Origin of the sequence: Vreelandella glaciei (assembly GCF_013415125.1) — a bacterium.
GTDB lineage: Bacteria > Pseudomonadota > Gammaproteobacteria > Pseudomonadales > Halomonadaceae > Vreelandella > Vreelandella glaciei.
Window position 1 is genome coordinate 135,732 of the sequence record NZ_JACCDE010000006.1, and the last position, 17,074, is coordinate 152,805.

General features: G+C 53.3%; 13 protein-coding genes and 1 tRNA gene. 3 read left to right on the forward strand and 11 right to left on the reverse strand.

Features of this window, described 5'->3' with window-relative positions; all coding sequences use genetic code 11:
- Window positions 1–8: 8 nt before the first annotated feature.
- From HZS80_RS06275 to HZS80_RS06325, 11 genes are all read right to left on the reverse strand, one after another.
- Complete coding sequence (locus HZS80_RS06275; protein ID WP_035566727.1) at window positions 9–872, reverse strand: intradiol ring-cleavage dioxygenase; 864 nt, start codon at window positions 870–872, stop codon at window positions 9–11.
- Window position 873: 1 nt separating this feature from the next.
- Window positions 874–1,812 (reverse strand): NAD(P)-dependent oxidoreductase, encoded by a 939-nt coding sequence (locus HZS80_RS06280; RefSeq protein ID WP_045812141.1) that lies wholly within the window; start codon window positions 1,810–1,812, stop codon window positions 874–876.
- Complete coding sequence (locus HZS80_RS06285) at window positions 1,809–3,194, reverse strand: amidohydrolase family protein (protein WP_035566728.1); 1,386 nt, start codon at window positions 3,192–3,194, stop codon at window positions 1,809–1,811. The genes HZS80_RS06280 and HZS80_RS06285 overlap by 4 nt, the downstream gene beginning before the upstream one ends.
- Entirely contained in the window at window positions 3,191–4,270 is a 1,080-nt protein-coding gene (locus tag HZS80_RS06290) for a maleylacetate reductase (RefSeq protein WP_035566731.1), read from the reverse strand. Before HZS80_RS06290 ends, HZS80_RS06285 begins: the two co-directional genes overlap by 4 nt.
- A 72-nt stretch (window positions 4,271–4,342) precedes the next feature.
- Window positions 4,343–5,899 (reverse strand): sugar ABC transporter ATP-binding protein, encoded by a 1,557-nt coding sequence (locus tag HZS80_RS06295; RefSeq protein WP_179915488.1) that lies wholly within the window; start codon window positions 5,897–5,899, stop codon window positions 4,343–4,345.
- On the reverse strand, window positions 5,896–6,855 hold the full coding sequence (locus tag HZS80_RS06300; protein ID WP_179915489.1) for an ABC transporter permease: 960 nt from the start codon (window positions 6,853–6,855) through the stop codon (window positions 5,896–5,898). The genes HZS80_RS06295 and HZS80_RS06300 overlap by 4 nt, the downstream gene beginning before the upstream one ends.
- A 16-nt stretch (window positions 6,856–6,871) precedes the next feature.
- Complete coding sequence (locus HZS80_RS06305) at window positions 6,872–7,819, reverse strand: ABC transporter permease (protein ID WP_218927602.1); 948 nt, start codon at window positions 7,817–7,819, stop codon at window positions 6,872–6,874.
- 235 nt (window positions 7,820–8,054) lie between these two features.
- Window positions 8,055–8,993 carry a sugar ABC transporter substrate-binding protein gene (locus tag HZS80_RS06310; RefSeq protein WP_179915491.1) on the reverse strand — a complete coding sequence of 313 codons (939 nt, stop codon included), beginning with the start codon at window positions 8,991–8,993 and terminating at the stop codon, window positions 8,055–8,057.
- Between the two features lie 794 nt (window positions 8,994–9,787).
- Window positions 9,788–9,864 (reverse strand) — tRNA-Arg (locus tag HZS80_RS06315).
- Between the two features lie 65 nt (window positions 9,865–9,929).
- Window positions 9,930–10,877, reverse strand: coding sequence for an AEC family transporter (locus HZS80_RS06320; RefSeq protein WP_035566740.1), 948 nt, complete (start codon window positions 10,875–10,877; stop codon window positions 9,930–9,932).
- 146 nt (window positions 10,878–11,023) lie between these two features.
- Window positions 11,024–12,937: a sensor domain-containing diguanylate cyclase gene (locus HZS80_RS06325; RefSeq protein ID WP_246361751.1), complete on the reverse strand. Its 1,914-nt coding sequence runs from the start codon at window positions 12,935–12,937 to the stop codon at window positions 11,024–11,026.
- Window positions 12,938–13,454: 517 nt separating this feature from the next.
- On the opposite strand from HZS80_RS06325, the gene HZS80_RS06330 reads away from it, so the two are divergent.
- The 3 genes from HZS80_RS06330 to HZS80_RS06340 all read left to right on the forward strand — a co-directional run.
- On the forward strand, window positions 13,455–15,461 hold the full coding sequence (locus HZS80_RS06330; protein WP_035566745.1) for a capsular polysaccharide biosynthesis protein: 2,007 nt from the start codon (window positions 13,455–13,457) through the stop codon (window positions 15,459–15,461).
- 1 nt (window position 15,462) lies between these two features.
- Window positions 15,463–16,704, forward strand: a complete 1,242-nt coding sequence (locus HZS80_RS06335) for a capsule biosynthesis protein (protein WP_035566746.1) — start codon at window positions 15,463–15,465, stop codon at window positions 16,702–16,704.
- Between the two features lie 20 nt (window positions 16,705–16,724).
- Window positions 16,725–17,074: SDR family NAD(P)-dependent oxidoreductase (locus HZS80_RS06340; protein ID WP_179915493.1), on the forward strand; the 350-nt coding region annotated here is incomplete at its 3' end.

The window sequence follows — 17,074 nt, forward strand, 5'->3', positions numbered from 1 at the left end:
TGAGACGCTCAGGCCGTCTTTAAGCCGAAGTCGTAATGAAAATAGCGGTAAGGCGTTTCTATCTGCCGACCATCGGGCGCTTGCCCTGCTGGCTGCTGAGCAAACGTCTTCACCAGTGAATCCTTCACACCAAATACCGCATCCGAATCAAGGTAGGGGTCGTCTTCGGCGAAGATTTGGGTGACCAAGGTTTCGTACCCCGGCGCCATCAGCATGAAATGCACATGCGCCGGGCGATAAGGATGCCGCCCGGTAATGTCGAGCATTTTGCCGACTGGCCCGTCTGTTGGGATCGGATAAGGCGAAGGGGTGACGGTCCAGAAGGCGTAACCGCCTTGGCTATCGGTATGGAAGCGAGCACGCAATGAAGCGCTTTCAAGCTCAGGCTTTTGCACGTCGTAAAAACCTTCACTGTCCGACTGCCATACATCAATAGTGACATTTGCCAATGGCTTACCCTGGGCATCGTGCACGCGGCCTTCAACGAATAGCGGCTCGCCTTCAACCCCCCAATTAATGGCATCACCCTGATTCGCTTGGGGAGGGTCCGCCACATAAAAAGGCCCCAATACGGTACTTTCGGTAATGTTCGGGTCACTGTTTGAGTGGTTGATGGCGTCCACCAACATGGTCACACCAAGGGTGTCAGAAAGCAGAATGAACTCTTGGCGTTCGTCATCGCACATTTGCCCCGTGCGGGTCAGAAACTCAATCGCCTGGGTCCACTCTTGCTCTGTGGGTTGTACTTCACGCAGATAAGCGTGCAGGTGTTTGACCAAACCATTAAGCAGCGTCTTTAGCCGTGCGTCTTCACAGCTAGAGAACTCTTCAATTACCGCCGCGGTGATATTGTCGGTCGTCAGGTTGCGCATCTTATTGCCCCCTATGCGGTGCGGGTGTCGGCTCACCGAGCCCCGAAAGTCGCTCGGTGTGGTGTACGGTAGCGATATAGTCATCATCGCCATGGCCGGTGGCGATAAGCGCGGTATAGGCTTCGCGCATTTGGGCGGCCAGTGGCGTTGTGACCCCGGAGGTGTGGGCGCAATCAAGTATCAGATCGAGATCTTTGGCCATTTGGGCAGCGGAAAATGTCGAGGTGAAATCGCGCTGGGAAAGTGGCGGCACCTTGTACTTCACCATCGGTGAACCCACCGCGCTGTCGGAAATAAGCGTCAACATGGCGTCCCATTCAATGTTGCCTTTGCGCGCCAGGGTCAGCGCTTCACTCATCATTCCGGCACTGACGGCAATCATCAGGTTAATCGCCAGCTTGGCGACCCGAGCCTGCTCTTCATCGCCCAGCCAATATTGTGCTTTGGTAAAGGCTTCAAACACGGGTTTGGCGGATGCCAGTGCATCGCGGGGGCCAGATACCATCGCCGACAGCGTGCCTGCCTCAGCCGCCACGGGGTTCCCCGACACGGGGCTACGCAAATACGAGATGCCATGAGCCTTGGCCGCTTCGGCCACGCGGGCAGACGCTTCAACACTCACCGTACTGGTCTCGACCAAGATACTCCCGGGCATCATATGACGAACCAGCTCGCCCGCTTCAAGGCAAAGCGCGATTAAAGCGCGGTCGTCGGGAATCGAGACAAACACCAGATCACAATCAGCCACCGCACTGGCAAGCTGCTGATGGGGCGTGACTCCTAACGCTGCAGCCAACGCGAGGCGCTCGCTGGAAAGGTCAAATCCTTGTACCGCGGTTCCTGCCTGGATAATTCTGGCGGCCATGGGCAAGCCCAGCTTACCCAAGCCCACCCAAGCCACCTTAGGTGGCGAAGGGCGCGTGGTGGAAACGGTTGTCATTGGTTTGCCTCCTGTGTCGAGTGGGCTTCACGCGCCAGCAGTTCGGCGTGAATACGGTGGCCAGACTTAGCAAGCTCAGCGATACCTTGCTCGGTATTAATCAACAGGCGGCCGCTGCGCTTTTTGAACTGCCCGGCCACCATGACGCTGTCGATGTTAGCTAGGCTTGTCTGCATCACCACCGTAGAAACTGGGTCATTGACCGGCTGCATATTGAGCTTGTTGCTGTCGATCAGCACCAAGTCGGCCTGCTTGCCTGGCGTAAGGCTGCCAATGCGGGCATCGAGTCCAAGAGCTTTCGCCCCATCCAGCGTGATCCAGCCAAGCGCTTCTCGGGTAGTAATAGTCGAGGTGTCCGGTATCTTGCCTTGCTCCCGACGTGAAGCATCGTTATCCAGGGAACGCTGCATCCCCAGTGCGGCACGGGCAACACTGAACATGTCACCCGAAAGTACAGACTCAAGATCAACCCCCAGAGACACCACCCCGCCGTGCTGGCGTACCAGCCCAGTGACTGGAAAGCCGTGGCCTTGGGTCATCTCGTTTTCCGGTGCAATCGAGAACGTCACACCACTGGCGCAGAACCGTGACATCTGGCCGTCATCCAGGCTTTGGCCATGCACAATGTTGATATCGGGCCCCAGCAAACCACGGCTTTCAACTTCATCCCAGGCGCCCGGCGCTACCGCCGCGCCCCCGCCCTGATGCATCGAAGCCACAAGGCCAAACTCTTTCGCCAGGGCAAAGTCTTTCAAGGTAACGTCAAGGGTTGAATAGTGAGGGCCAAGGATGGCCATGCCTAAAGTGACAAGCCCCTTTGGATTCGCCAGCTCACCCTTTAACAGCCGTTTTATTTCATGGCGTGGGTGGGGGATCTCACTAAAATGCGGCTGGCCAGGCTGTGGGTCCGGTTTCGGTGAGCCGTGCATAAACAGCGCCCGTATTCCGGACTCTTTTAGCCCACTCACGGCAGCGTCTGTGTGGTCTGGGCTAGGGTTGTTATGACACCAGTCACCTAATGTGGTGGTGCCACAGTTAAGCTGATTAATCGCGCCCATACGGGTCGCAATATAAATGTCATTGGGCGTGAATAGCGCCGCCAGACCGCGGTGGACGTGGCGAAAATACTCAAGCAGCGTCCAGTTGGCGGCAACGCCACGCAGCCCGGTCTGCCAGGTATGCATATGCGCATTCACCAACCCAGGGATGAGAATACCGCCAGCACAGTCAATAACCTCTGCGCCCTGCGCCTTGGGGTCATCGACCAGGCCATGGCCCACGGCGGCAAGGCGATCATCTTCAACCAGCACCTGGCCGTTGCTTAACTCGCCCAACTGCGAGTCCATGGTAATCACGGTAGCGTTAATGAAGAGCACTTTCATTGCGCACCCCCAGGTTGAGCGTGAGGGCGACGGCCCGCCTGGGCATCGCTGAGTAACTGCTGAATGCCCGTGGCTTCTATTTCGCGCGGATTCCAATAGGGGTTCTGAGTAGCGATCTCTGTGGCGCGCTCAACATCGGCGGGGGTAAAGCCAAGTTCAGCAAGCCCACTGGGTGCGCCAACTGCACGGCCTAAGTCATAAAGCCCAGCGGCGGCGTCCGAACAGCCCAGCGCACGGCCAATGCGAGCCATTGCGTCAGGCACGGCAGGGGCGTTATAAGCCAGTGCATGGGGCAGCACAATGGTGTGCGTCTCCGCATGGGGTAAGTTAAAAGAGCCGCCCAAGGTATGGCACAGCTTATGGTGCAACGACATCCCCACCGAGCCAAGGCACGTTCCGCACAACCAAGCGCCATACAGCGCATCAGAGCGCGCTTCTACATTGCTGGGGTCGTTAGCAATCACGGGCAGGCTTCTCGCCAGCGCCGCGATCCCCTCCTCTGCCATTAGCGCGATTACTGGGTTGCAGTCACGGGCATATAGCGCCTCTACCGCATGAGCTATCGCGTTAATGCCGCTGGTTCCGGACATCTCAGCGGGTAGCGTCAAGGTGAGATCCACGTCATAGATGACGGTTTCCGGCAGTACATCTAAAGTGCGCTGCGTCGTCTTGATACCGTCGCGGGTCTCCCCCAGGATCGGGGTCATTTCTGAGCCTGCATAGGTGGTAGGAATGGCGATCTGCGGCAAGCCGGTGCGCAGCGCGATCGCCTTGCCCAAACCAATCGTCGAGCCACCGCCAATGGCAATAGTGCAATCCACGTTCAGCTCTTTCACTACCTGCAAGGCATTGTCGGTCACGTCGACTGGCGTGTGCATGGCGGCGTCCGCGTAAACGCCTATGCCCTTCTCACCCAACTGCGCTAGTACGCGGCTTGCCTGCTCGTGCTGTTGAGGCGTGGCCAACACCAGGGCGCGTGAACAGCCTAGATGGTCAAGCTCTTCACTTAGACGCGACAAGGTTCCTCGGCCAAACACCACGCGGGATGGCAGGCCATCATAAACAAAGGGTTGCATAAAACATTCCTTATACGTTTGAAGTGGTCTGTATGTGCTCTTTGCAGAGCACAACAGTCGCAAAACGGCGTGCTAGCTCGCCTGCGCCTGCTTGCCCATTCCGGTAATTGCCTGAACCAACTCGTCCTCGCTGACGTTGTCACCATCAAACTCAGCGGTAACGCGACCGTCATACATAGCGATAATGCGGTTACTCAGGCCAAGCACCTCGGGCATCTCGGAAGAGATCACCAGCACCGCATAGCCAGATTTGGCCAGGTCTTTAACCAGGGTGTGGATTTCCGACTTGGATCCCACATCAATGCCTCGGGTTGGCTCATCAAGAATCAATAGCTTGGGGTGGGTATGCAGCCATTTGCCGATGACGATCTTCTGCTGGTTACCGCCGCTCAGGTTGCCCACTTTTTGGCGCCAGCTGGGGGTTTTGATTTTCATCGCCTGATGGTATTTGTCGTACACCTCTCGCTCTTTGGCACTCGTCATAAAGCCCCATGACGACACGCTAGAAAGGCTTGCCAGAGTCATGTTATCTCGGCAGTTCATTCCCAGAATCAGTCCCTGATCCTTGCGGTCTTCAGGCACCAAAGCAACGCCATGAACCACGGCGTCATGGGAGTTACGGAAGGACACCACCTTGCCATCTAACACCACCTCGCCAGTGGAAGGCGTGCGCAGGCCGAAGATGGTTTCTGCGACCTCAGAGCGGCCCGCGCCTACCAGGCCGTACATGCCCACAATTTCACCCTTGCGAACATTAAAGCTGACGTTCTCGAATACGCGCTTCACCGAGAGGTTGCGCACTTCCAACAAATTGTCGCCAAAGTTACTCGGTTTGCTGGCATGATCGAGCTCCAAGCTACGGCCGATCATCATTCGAGTGATCTCGTCCTCGTTGGTATCCGCCGTATTGACGGTTCCGGTGTATTCACCATCCCGCAGCACGGAAATACGGTGTGATAAGTGAAAAATTTCATCCATGCGGTGGGAGATATAAACAATCCCCACGCCTTGCTCACACAGCGAATTGATCACGTCATAGAGCACTGGTTTTTCATGGTCAGTGAGCGATGCCGTCGGTTCATCGAACACCACTACGCGCGGGGTAAACGCCAACGCTCGGCCAATTTCGACCATCTGTTTCTTAGCAATCGACAGCGATCCCACTAAGTCATCGTGTTGAAAACCACACTTAAGCGTCTCAAGAATCTTATTGGTATCCTCGCGCAGCTTGCGCCAGTCAACGCGATTGAACGGCTTTCTTGGCAGGCTGCCGAGAAAGATGTTTTCGGCAACCGTCATTTCGGGTACCAGCGACTGCTCTTGATGAATCAGCACGACGCCTGCCCGCTTGGCATGCTTGGGGTTTTCAAAGGCCATTTCCTGGCCAGCAAGAATGATCTTTCCTTCATTCGCTTGGTGCTTACCCGCTAGCACTTTCATTAGTGTCGACTTGCCTGCCCCATTTTCGCCAAGCAGGGCATGCACTTCCCCAGGCCGCACGTCAAAATCCACACTATTTAGGGCAACCACCCCAGGAAAACGCTTGGTGATACCTTCAAGTCGCAGTATCGGTTCAGCGTTAATCGGCTGTCGTTTGTTAGATGAAAAGTCGTGTTGTGAAGGGCTCATATCCGCACCTCCTTAGCCGAGGGTGCATTAAGCTTCTTGTCGATAACCAGCACCGAGATGAGGATAGCGCCGAGAATGACCAGCACATAAAACGCAGGCACCTGCATTAAATTCATGCCGTTACGCAGAATACCGATAGCCAGCACCCCGCCTAGGGTGCCAACGATGCTGCCGTAACCACCGGTCAACTTGGTGCCGCCTAATACCACTGCGGTAATCACCCAGAGCTCGTAGTCACGCCCTAGATTAGGTGTCGCCGCGCCCATCTGACTGGCCAGCATTACGCCCGCCAGGGCAGCAAAGAAGCCAACGATAATGAAATTGATCATCATGTGACGCCCTAACCGAATCCCGGCATCAATTGATGCTTCAGGGTTGCCGCCCACCGCATAGGTGTTACGCCCATGGCCGGTTCGAGTCAGCACTAGATGCATGATCAATGTGCAAATAAGGAAGATAATGGCTAATACTGGAAAAGGTCCGATGGTGCTGGTACCAAAGTCAGAGAAGGCAAAATTCAACGCATAAAACGACTGCTCACCGGTGTATAGAAAGATCAGCCCCCTGATGCCCAGCATGGCGCCTAACGTCACGATGAACGCATTGACGCCTGTTTTCCAAACAATCAGGCCGTTAATCGCGCCCAGCAACACACCGGAACCGAGTGCCGCAAGAATCGCCAGTGTCATGCTCGTCTCTTGCAACCCGACTGCTAATGAAGCCGCTAGCCCCAAGGTCGCACCGACCGACAAATCGATATTGCCGTTGATCATGACAAGCGTCATGCCAAGCGCGATCAGGCCAATGGTGGAGGTTTGCACCAGAATATTGCTGATATTGCCAAATGACAGGAAGTACTCCGACATAAAGCTGAAGAAAATAAAGATGACGAGAACAAACACCCAGATCGGTTGGATAGCCGTTCTGCCACGGAAGAACCCTTTTAGACTTGTCATGTTTTACTCCTCCGCGTTATGAGTGGGTCGTTAGCAAGCGCTTACGCTTGTTAGCGAGGTCCAGCCATACGGCCAGGATGATGATGACCCAGGTCACGATCCACTGGATGTAATAGGGGTAGCCCATCAACAGCAGGCCATTCTGAATAAAGCCCAGGATCAGCACGCCAATCACGGTTTTCCAGATGCTGCCAGCGCCCCCCAGCAGGCTAGTACCACCCAGGATGATCCCGGCCAGTACCAGTAGCTCATAACCTTGGCCAACATTGTTTTGTGAGCCCATCACCCGCGAGCCAAGAACAAGTGCCGCACACGCCACACAGAATGCTGAGATTAGATAGGTGCTGAACACGCACCAGTTCTTGCGAATGCCCGAATAAACGGCAGCCATAGGATTGCCACCGACAGCAAAGATGCGACGCCCGTAGCCTGTGTAGCTCATCACCACTTGAACCAGAATGGCCAGCAAACCAAACAGCAAGATAGGGACAGCAATACCCCCCAAATAGCCACGCCCAAAAAACGCAAACCACGTGCCGTCCTGATTTGCGATATCAACGTTTTGGCCACCGCTGTAGATCAGCACGAAGCCTTGAATAGCAGACAACATCGCCAGCGTGACAATCAGGGAGTTAAGGCGCAAAAACCCGATCAGAATGCCATTGACGGCACCCAACATCAGCGTTAATGCAAACATCATCAGAATGGCCGTGGTGGGGCCAACCTTATCGTGTAGATCCACCACCAATACCGTCGAAAACGACAGCATCGACCCCACGGAAAGATCCAGATTACCGCCAATAATCACCACCGTGACACCCACGGCGATAATGCCAATAATCGAGGCCTGACGAACCACGGTCATGATGTTTGACTGGGAAAGAAACTGCTCAGAAAAGAAAGAAAAAACGAACATGCCAACCAGGAAAAAGATGAGAATTCCCTGGGCCGATAGAAAACTCATGACGCTTGCTTTGCTAAGTTTTCCTGCTGGCAGATTGGATTTTGATTGTTCTGCGAAAGCCATGCTAATCACCTGTATAAAAACACCCCGGAACACCCGGTTAGCGCAATGGACAACGACATCATCCATAGACGCTTACCGTGAAATCCAGTGCAGAAACCCTACTTTCAGGTGCATGCTGGCTCCCAGAGACGACGCACTAAACGCAGCGCTCTGGGCAGCAGCATGCCTCGCTTCAGAAAACGGGACGATCGAACTCGCTCAGGTTTTCAGCAGTGATCTTGGGTGTCTCGAAGAAGTTCATCTTCGGCACTTCTTCTCCGGCTAATACATCCAAAGCCGTTTGTAGGGCGGCTTCCGCATCATCTACGGGAGACTGATAGATAGAACCGTAATACTCGCCACGCTCAATCGCGTCGTAACCAACGGCGAAATTCGTGGCACCAATGAAGATAATCTCATCGGCACGATCAGCGCCTTTCGCCGCATTCAGTGCGCCGACACCCATGTTGTCATCGCCGGAATAAACGCCGTCAATACGGTCATATTTAGTCAGGAAATCTTCCATCACCCGCTGAGCCCGCTCACGGTTCCAGTTACCGGGCTGCGTTTCCAGCAGCTCTACACCAGGGCAAGCTTCAGCAAGACGCACCTCGAAACCGGTCGCTCGCTCCATGGCGGTGGTGTAGCCCGGCTGGCCAGCAATCTGCACGATCTGCCCTTCGCCCCCGAGGGCATCACACATCATTTCCGCAGAGGCAATGCCTTGCTGAACATTATCTGGGCCTGAAAAGGCAGCGATGAATTCAAGACCCGCTTCAGCAATTTTGGAATTAGTCACGACGACAGGAATGCCCGCCTGATGAGCCTGACGAATAGCAGGAATTACGGCCTGCCCATTGGTTGGCCAAATGATAATGGCATCGACTTGCTGCTGGATAAGATCCTGCATTTGACCAATCTGACGAGCGACATCACCGCCGGCATCTAACACCACAATATCAACGTTGCCTGCCTCTTCAGCAGCAGCTTCAAACGCACTTTCATAGGTCGTTTGATAGCTATCCACACCCACGTTGTTTTGAGTAATGCCGATGCGATAAGGGCCTTCCGCCTGCGCTGTTGTGATGGACATCATGATGATAGAGGCGGCAAGAGTGGTTTTCTTGAACATTGCGTTTCTCCTAGCGTTTTTAGTAATTGTTTTTTTAGCCTGCAAAGCAAGCTTGGATTGGAGCTTACTGCCGCGCTTCGTTTGCACACAACATGACCACAGTAAAGAAATGACCAAACTGGTTTTTTTAAGCTTTTCGTTCCGAATCAAGCGGTAGATTGATGAATCAGCAATCCTTCCGGAAATTCGGAGCGGCTATAAGCCTGGATTCAAGCAATAAGTGCATGGTGAGGCGCTGACTAATGGTCGAGTGTGGCGATGCGGCGTCACTCTTTAAGCCAGCAAAAGCAGCGTCCTACCGCATGTCGTGCCTATCACAGTCATGGCGCAGCTCACCGCTGTCACCTTCTTTATCAGCCACTCTATAGCGACTACGTCTGTGAGGACGCCTGACACTATGTGGCAGAGAGATTCTCTTCAACGTGAAAGCGAAGTGCCGAAAAGCTACTTGTTGGCTGGCGGGCAGGGTTAATGGCAGTGACCAAGTATGACGATCACACACCAAATGAATTGGGAGTTAAACCGAAGCGGCAACGGCCAAGGGCGAGGTCTAGCGGTTCTTTCGAGCCCCTTTTTTGCCGCCTTCAGCGGCAGCGCGTGTGGCTCGCACTGAAGTGGCATCTATCATCCACGTGTCCAGGGCCATAAGCCCATCCTCACGTAACTTGGGGCGCAAGCGAAAAGAGCCGCTTCAATGCAGTGCTTGTGAACACTAGGGGAACCACTAGGGGGGGAACTAAAGGCTTGAGTGGGGAACGCACTAGAGAATTACGTCATTAAGCCATGGATTTAATTGGCGTCCCTGGCAGGAGTCGAACCTGCGACCTGCCGCTTAGGAGGCGGCTGCTCTATCCTACTGAGCTACAGGGACAAACGTGGTCTTAACTTGCGGGCGCGTAGTATAACGCGTCGACTTAGGTAGGGCCAACCGAATGGCTATATCCAGCCCAGCAAACGCAGCGCGAAGATGCCTAGCGTGACAGTAATGCTCGCCATTAGCGTGGTGATGGCGATGATATTGGCTGCCAGGGCCACATTGCCGCCTATCGCTTTCACCATTACAAAGCTCGCCGCGGCAGTGGGGCTGGCGAAGAACAGGAACAGCAAGCCCAGCTGTTCGCCTGAAAACCCCATTAGCCAAGCCGCCACAGTAGAAAGTATCGGGAGCGTCACCATTTTCATCAAGCTAGCGCCGAGAGCCACCTGACTGCTGTCGCGCATGCTCGACACGGAGAGCGTCGCCCCAATACAAATCAACGCCAGCGGCAGTGTTAACGAGGCAAAATAGTCCCCAGAGGTAATCACCCAACTGGGTAGCGGGATCGACAGTGCCGTAAAGGGTAACGCCGCAAACACAGAAATAATCAGCGGATTTTTGGCGACATGCTTAAGCAGGCTGCGCCAATCGGTGGACTGGCCCGGTTGGTAGAAGGCCAACACGACAACCGAAAGCGCGTTATACGTCACAATCACCACACCCAGCAGCAGGCTACCCGCAGAAAGCCCGTAGTTCCCGTACATTCCCGCGGCCAACGCCAGCCCCACTATCCCGCAGTTGCCGCGAAACGCCCCTTGAACGTAAATGCCGCGATCCTGATGCACGACACGGTATCGCGCCCATACCCAGCTCAATAAAAACTGCCCCAACGTAGCCACGGCAAAAAACACCATCAGCGATACGTCTAGCGCAACGCTTAGATCGGCTTTGATTAAACTAAGGAAGATCAGCGTGGGGAGCGTTGCTTTAAATACCAGTGCGGAAGCGGTCGAGACAAAAGCGCTATCGATCCATTTCAAGCGCTTAAGGCCCAGGCCTATAAACACCATCGCAAAAACAGGCAGCGTAATATCCAGCGTGCGAGCAAACAGTTCAATTAGGTTCACAACAGTATCTCGATCAGCCTTGATTTTAAAAAACTGGCTTATAATAACAAATTCAGCACTTGCTTATATTCTACTGCTGGGCAAGTTTTGTCGACTTGTTAAGCACACCACAGGCATCAAAACGGCTTGGTGCATAGCGATAACTATTAAAACCGATCGAAAAGTTCCATGACATCATCATGACTTTGGGGCGGATTGACCACTACCCCATCTCGCCCTTGGCGTTTGGCTGCATAGCTGCCGGCATCGGCCCGCGCTAAGATATCCATCACATTGGTGTCGTCTTCATCAAAAGTGGTAACGCCGATGCTTAAAGTGACGACGTACTCTTTACCTTCATGTTCAACCGAGATTTCACCTACCGCTTTGCGCAATGATTCAGCTATTCTTTGCGCCTGGAGTAAAGTACAGCTGGGCAACAGCACGCCAAATTCATCACCGCCCTGCCTAGCGGCATGGTCACTACGACGCACTTCCCGGGCGACTACCTGAGCAATACGACGCAACATTTCATCTCCCAAGGCATGTCCACCTTCATCGTTGATGGGCTTAAAGTGATCTAAATCGAACAGCAAAAGAGCCGAAGGCGTGCTGGTTTTTTGGAAATCGGCAAAGGCTTCTTCAAGGCGGCGCTCAAAACCTCGACGATTTAACAAGCCAGTTAGCGGGTCATGTTCCGCTTCCCAACGCTGAATAGCCTCCTGCTCCCGGCGCTCTGTGATGTCTTTAACGACTCCTACCAACCCAAGTGTATGACCATCTTGGGAAAGCATGACCACACGAGCATGAATATCCAGCCACAGCAGCTCTTGATCGCTGCGTAAAAAGCGTAACTGACGCACAAAATCACTCCCCGTGCGTAAACTATGACGCCAGAGGTCTCTAGCCCCGGCGCGATCTTCTAATTGAATCTGTTCAAACCATGCTTCTAAAGGTAGATAAGAAGAAAACCCCAACAATTTCAAAAGTGCTGGATTCATATAGGTAATATCGCCATTAATGTCAGCAACAAACATTCCTTGGGGCACCGTGTTTAAAACAGAATCAAGAAAAGCTTCCCGCTCCTGAAGATTACTCATCAATAGCTGGCGCTCATTATCGACCCGGTTAAAGGTATATGCCACTTGCTGTAACTCGAGCATGTTGGTGGCAAGACTGACGCTTTCACGATGCCCTATCCCGACTTCTCCAATTTGGGTTTCTAAATGCTTAAGAGGAGAAAGGACATGGCCTAACATCCACCATATTAAAGGGAACATCAGCAAAATCAATGCGATCCAAAGCCACCATAGCTGCTGAATAAAGTCTGCCAGTGGCAGCTGTGCTTGATCAACCGGCAAATACAGCCCAATAATCCAACCGGCAGGCCACACTTGTGCATAGGATTGTAGTGCGGTTTGGCCGTCTAAAAGCTCACCGAAGCCATCTCCTTCCCAGCCATCTAACGCCAAGTCTAACCAAGGATTTAACGCCTTGTTCGGCACATCTAAGTTAACTAACGCACGATCTGGGTGATATAAGATTTTGCCAGACGCCGTTGCAATACTCGCGTAGCCATTCTCCCCCAAGCGTATTTTTGCAATACGTTCGAATAAACCGCTAGAGTTTAGGGCCACCACGCCACCCACAAACCCGGCAAACTGACCGTATACATCAGTTCGTGGCACACCAATGAGCACCATTGGCATACCAGTCACCCGTCCTACAAATGGTTCACTAACATAATTTTTTCGAGTGCCTCGCAGCACATCGAAGTACTCAAGATGCCCGGTTTCAAGGCCAGCACGACCTTCTACCTCCGGCCAGTCAACTAACACGCGTCCACTAGAGTCGGCGACTATAAGCGTCTCAAACCATGTCATTAAAGCATCATTATCACGCAAGACCTTGAGTAGTGCCTCAGCATCATTATTGTCACCAAGAATGACATCGAGCCTTTCAAGTGCATGAATACGCAACTCAACTTGCTGGGTAACTTCGCTAGCAAGAAGAGAGGCCTCATAACGCAGATGGGTCATATTCGTCTGATGCACCATCGCTTTACCAAGCTGCCATGACATGCCCAACACCAATGTCACGACTAAAACCCAAGTAAGCGCTAGCCCCAGCAGTAGTCTGCCTCTTAATGAGCGAGGGAGGAGTATGACTTTCATGGGAACAATTGTACGCACCTAGCGAACTTGATATGCATTAAAACTCATTTATTGAGATTGGCAGGCAAGTATCGCCTAAATACTTTCAACAACCAACTTATAGAAAGTATTACCTATGTGATCGTTGATGTACATCAACCATACATAGCTTTTGTTAACGCCCGAGCTGGAGAGTGCGTAAAGACAAGCGTACCGAGATGGGCCCGCCTCCTGGGTACTTTTTTTATTGACTGATAAGCAATTTAGTAGCCTTTCATGGAAAAACTATAAAATATTATAAATACAATATAGGTTCGCGGCTCAGCCCGCCCTATTGGCACTTCCTTCCATGGCTTTTCAGGGAGTTGTGAATTGATAACCCTAGCCAATTCACGTATGTTCGCCCACCTATCCTTCATCCTGCTACATTACTGCGGCCTTACTGATGGCAAAACGAACAGCCGGTTATACATCCTCGGGTATTCGCAAACTGGTCGCCCTGACCACGCTGCTGCCCGAATTTGATCGTTTTGTCCACCTCAACCCATTGAAGCCGAAGCCGAATGCTGTCATTGGTTGGGGGTTAAAGCCCACCAGCCTTCGTGCCAGACAGTATGCAAAACGACATCAGTTACCTTATATCGCGCTAGAGGATGGCTTTATACGCTCGCTAGGTTTGGGTGTAGACGGCTTTCAACCGCACAGCTTGGTCGTCGATGAAACCGGCATTTATTACGATGCGTCACGCCCTTCTGATTTGGAAAACTGGCTCAACACAGCCAGCTTCAACGATGAAGAGTTAGTCCAAGCAGAACGCTGCATGGCGCTGATCACCCGCTATCGTCTCTCCAAATATAACCATGCCCCCGACCAGCCGCTTCAGGTCTCGAGCCGAGCCCGCGTATTAGTGGTTGACCAAACCGCTGGAGATGCTTCTATTTATTACGGCGGCGCCCAAGCGGAAAGTTTTCAGAAAATGCTGGAAGCCGCGTTAGAAGCGCATCCCGAAAGCGACATTTTGGTCAAGATCCACCCCGATGTTATCGCGGGCAAAAAACAGGGCCATCTGCTTAATGCCGCTGACCACCCCCGCTGCCGGGTAATCAGTGAAGACCTTAATCCCTGGACACTGTTTGACCAAGTTGATCACGTTTACGTCGTGACCAGCCAACTGGGCTTTGAAGCGTTGCTTGCTGGTAAGCAGGTACACTGCTTTGGCATTCCGTTTTATTCAGGCTGGGGCCTCACCCATGATCAAGTGGCCTGCCACCGTCGCCGCATTAAACGCCCATTAGTTGAAGTGTTTGCCGCTGCTTATTTACGCTATTGTCGCTACGTTAATCCTTACACTCGACAATCTGTCACGCTAGAAGAGACCATCGCCTTGATCGCCGACCAAAGGCGCCAGCAGGAGCGCTACCGGGGAAACTGGCGGGCATGCGGGTTTTCCTCATGGAAACGGCGCTTTATCGGCGATTTTTTAGGCCCCGCCGCTCAAGTAAATTATCATGCTAAATTACCCGCCAGCGAACAGCCCGAAGAGCATCTGCTGGTATGGTCAAGCCGCATTGATGCTGATTTTAAACATCAGCACTCCCAACACATGGCCAAACTATGGCGCATGGAAGATGGCTTCATCCGCTCGGTGGGACTCGGGGTCGACCTCACCCAGCCATTGTCGCTGGTGATTGATTCCCAAGGCATCTATTACGACCCCAGTCAGCCCAGTGATTTAGAAACCCAGCTTAATCATGCTCACTTTAGCAACGACCTGCTGCTGCGTGCCCAATATTTGCGTAAACGGCTAGTGGCGCTCAAGCTCTCAAAGTACAACGTAGGTGGTCAGGCTACTATTAGGCTGCCCAAAGGGCGCCACACCATACTGGTGCCCGGCCAAGTAGAAAGCGACGCCTCGATTGCTACCGGCTCCCCGCACATCAATACCAATAGCGGGCTGCTTAGTGCCGTCCGGAGCGCGCATCCAGATGCCTTTATTGTCTACAAAGCCCACCCGGATGTAGTAAGCGGTGCACGTATTGGAGCACTCGATACCAACGCAAAACGCCTGTATGATCTAGACGCCAGTGATATTGACATTGCAACCCTGCTAGAGCGCGTCGATGCGGTTCATACGATGAGCTCTTTAACCGGCTTTGAAGCACTGCTACGCAAGCGGGAAGTCACCACCTACGGCCTGCCATTTTATGCGGGCTGGGGGCTAACCCAGGATGCGCTTAGCTGCCCACGCCGCATGCGCTCACTCTCGTTGGATGCGCTGGTGGCTGGCACGTTGATTCTTTACCCCGGCTATGTAGACCCAACGACCCGCCAGCTATGCAATGCTGAAACCGTCGTCAGCCTGTTGGAACAGGCAAGAACACAAAAAAACACCCTTACATGGAAACAGCATCTCTACCGCTGTTATCGTAATTTGTTGATCGGAAGGCATTGAGTTGAAGCATCAGAAGCGTGCATTCTTATTTTTGCAGGGCGTTTGCTCACCGTTTTACCAGCGCTTGGCCAAGCGTTTGGTCAACGATGGGCACCGTGTCGTTAAGGTCAACTTCAATGCTGGCGATATCGCCTACTGGCAGCGCACCCATGGCGAAAGCCACTTGTTTCGCGGCCCACTGGCCGAGCTACCCGGCTATATCCAACATCTGTGGCAGCAGTACGCAATTACCGACCAAGTCGTGTTCGGTGACCGCCGCCCCATTCACCGCCCCGCCGTCGATAATGCCGCCGCCGCAGGCGTACGCACCCATGTATTTGAAGAAGGCTACTTTCGCCCGTTCTGGATCACCCTGGAGCGCGAAGGCGTTAACGGCCACTCGCTGCTGCCCCGTGACCCAAGCTGGTTTTATGAAACCGGCAAAGCGCTGCCCAAGCCATCGGCACCCGTGCACTTTCGGTCTTCTTTCAAAATCCGTGCGGTGCATGATGTTGGCTACCACTTGGCTGGTTTGGCCAATCCACTTATTGCACCGCGCTACCGCAATCACGCGCCGATCACGGCCCCTGTTGAGTACGCGGGCTACCTGAAGCGCTTCGCCCAGTTAAAAGCCGTTTGGAAAAAACGCGATGCCGAACGCATCAAGGTATTGATAGAAAGTGGCCGCCCCTATTTTATACTGCCGCTACAGTTAAATAGCGATGCGCAAATTCGCGATCACTCACCCTACGCCAATATGCAACAAGTGATGGACGATGTGATGGCATCGTTTGCTAAACACGCGCCCAGCGATTCACAGCTATGTATTAAGAACCACCCACTGGATATGGGGCTGGTCAACTACCCCAAAATCATTCAACAGCTTTCTGAATGCCACGGCCTGCAAGGGCGTATCGTCTATTTAGAGTCTGGGGATCTCAACGCCCTGCTCAAACATGCTAGAGGCAATGTAACCGTTAACAGCACCGTGGGCATCGTATCGCTGGAAAAGAATTGTCCAACCTTTGCGCTTAGCGATCCCATCTATAATCTGGATGGGTTAACCTACCAAGGTGACTTAGCGGATTTTTGGCAGCAGCCGCAGCCGCCTGACAGAGAGCTATTTGGCTATTTTCGAAAAACGGTGATGCACACTGTGCAGGTCAATGGCGGTTACTACTGCCAACCCGGTATTGATTTAGCGGTAGATAACGCCGCCCGCATACTCGAAGCCTGCCCCTCGCCGCTGGAGAAGTTGTTGTGAATGTTGGTGTGAAAGAGGCTGTGAGCCAATCTCAACGCTCACGCTGCGTGCTGATCACTGGCGCTACGGGTGCGATTGGCGGGGCGCTAGCCCGCGCCTATGCCGCCCCCAGCACCCATCTCGTACTGCACGGCCGGCAATTAGAAACGCTTGAAGCGCTGGCTTCGATCTGTCGCCAGCAAGGTGCCCAAGTCACACTCTCGACCATTACACTAACCGATGACCACGCTTTAAAAAGCTGGCTAGACGACCTTTGCGCCGGGCAGGTACCGGATATCGTGATTGCCAATGCGGGCAAAAACACCCACCCCCAAGCCCCCGCTATTTTAGAGCCCTGGGCAGACGTGCAGTCGCTGCTGGATATTAACCT

What these genes read in the sequence shown, in the direction of transcription:
- HZS80_RS06275 (WP_035566727.1), bottom strand. Translation starts at nt 872, where the DNA reads ATGCGCAACCTGACGACCGACAATATCACCGCGGCGGTAATTGAAGAG.
- HZS80_RS06280 (WP_045812141.1), bottom strand. Translation starts at nt 1,812, where the DNA reads ATGACAACCGTTTCCACCACGCGCCCTTCGCCACCTAAGGTGGCTTGG.
- HZS80_RS06285 (WP_035566728.1), bottom strand. Translation starts at nt 3,194, where the DNA reads ATGAAAGTGCTCTTCATTAACGCTACCGTGATTACCATGGACTCGCAG.
- HZS80_RS06290 (WP_035566731.1), bottom strand. Translation starts at nt 4,270, where the DNA reads ATGCAACCCTTTGTTTATGATGGCCTGCCATCCCGCGTGGTGTTTGGC.
- HZS80_RS06295 (WP_179915488.1), bottom strand. Translation starts at nt 5,899, where the DNA reads ATGAGCCCTTCACAACACGACTTTTCATCTAACAAACGACAGCCGATT.
- HZS80_RS06300 (WP_179915489.1), bottom strand. Translation starts at nt 6,855, where the DNA reads ATGACAAGTCTAAAAGGGTTCTTCCGTGGCAGAACGGCTATCCAACCG.
- HZS80_RS06305 (WP_218927602.1), bottom strand. Translation starts at nt 7,819, where the DNA reads ATGAGTTTTCTATCGGCCCAGGGAATTCTCATCTTTTTCCTGGTTGGC.
- HZS80_RS06310 (WP_179915491.1), bottom strand. Translation starts at nt 8,993, where the DNA reads ATGTTCAAGAAAACCACTCTTGCCGCCTCTATCATCATGATGTCCATC.
- HZS80_RS06325 (WP_246361751.1), bottom strand. Translation starts at nt 12,937, where the DNA reads ATGTCATGGCAGCTTGGTAAAGCGATGGTGCATCAGACGAATATGACC.
- HZS80_RS06330 (WP_035566745.1), top strand. Translation starts at nt 13,455, where the DNA reads ATGGCAAAACGAACAGCCGGTTATACATCCTCGGGTATTCGCAAACTG.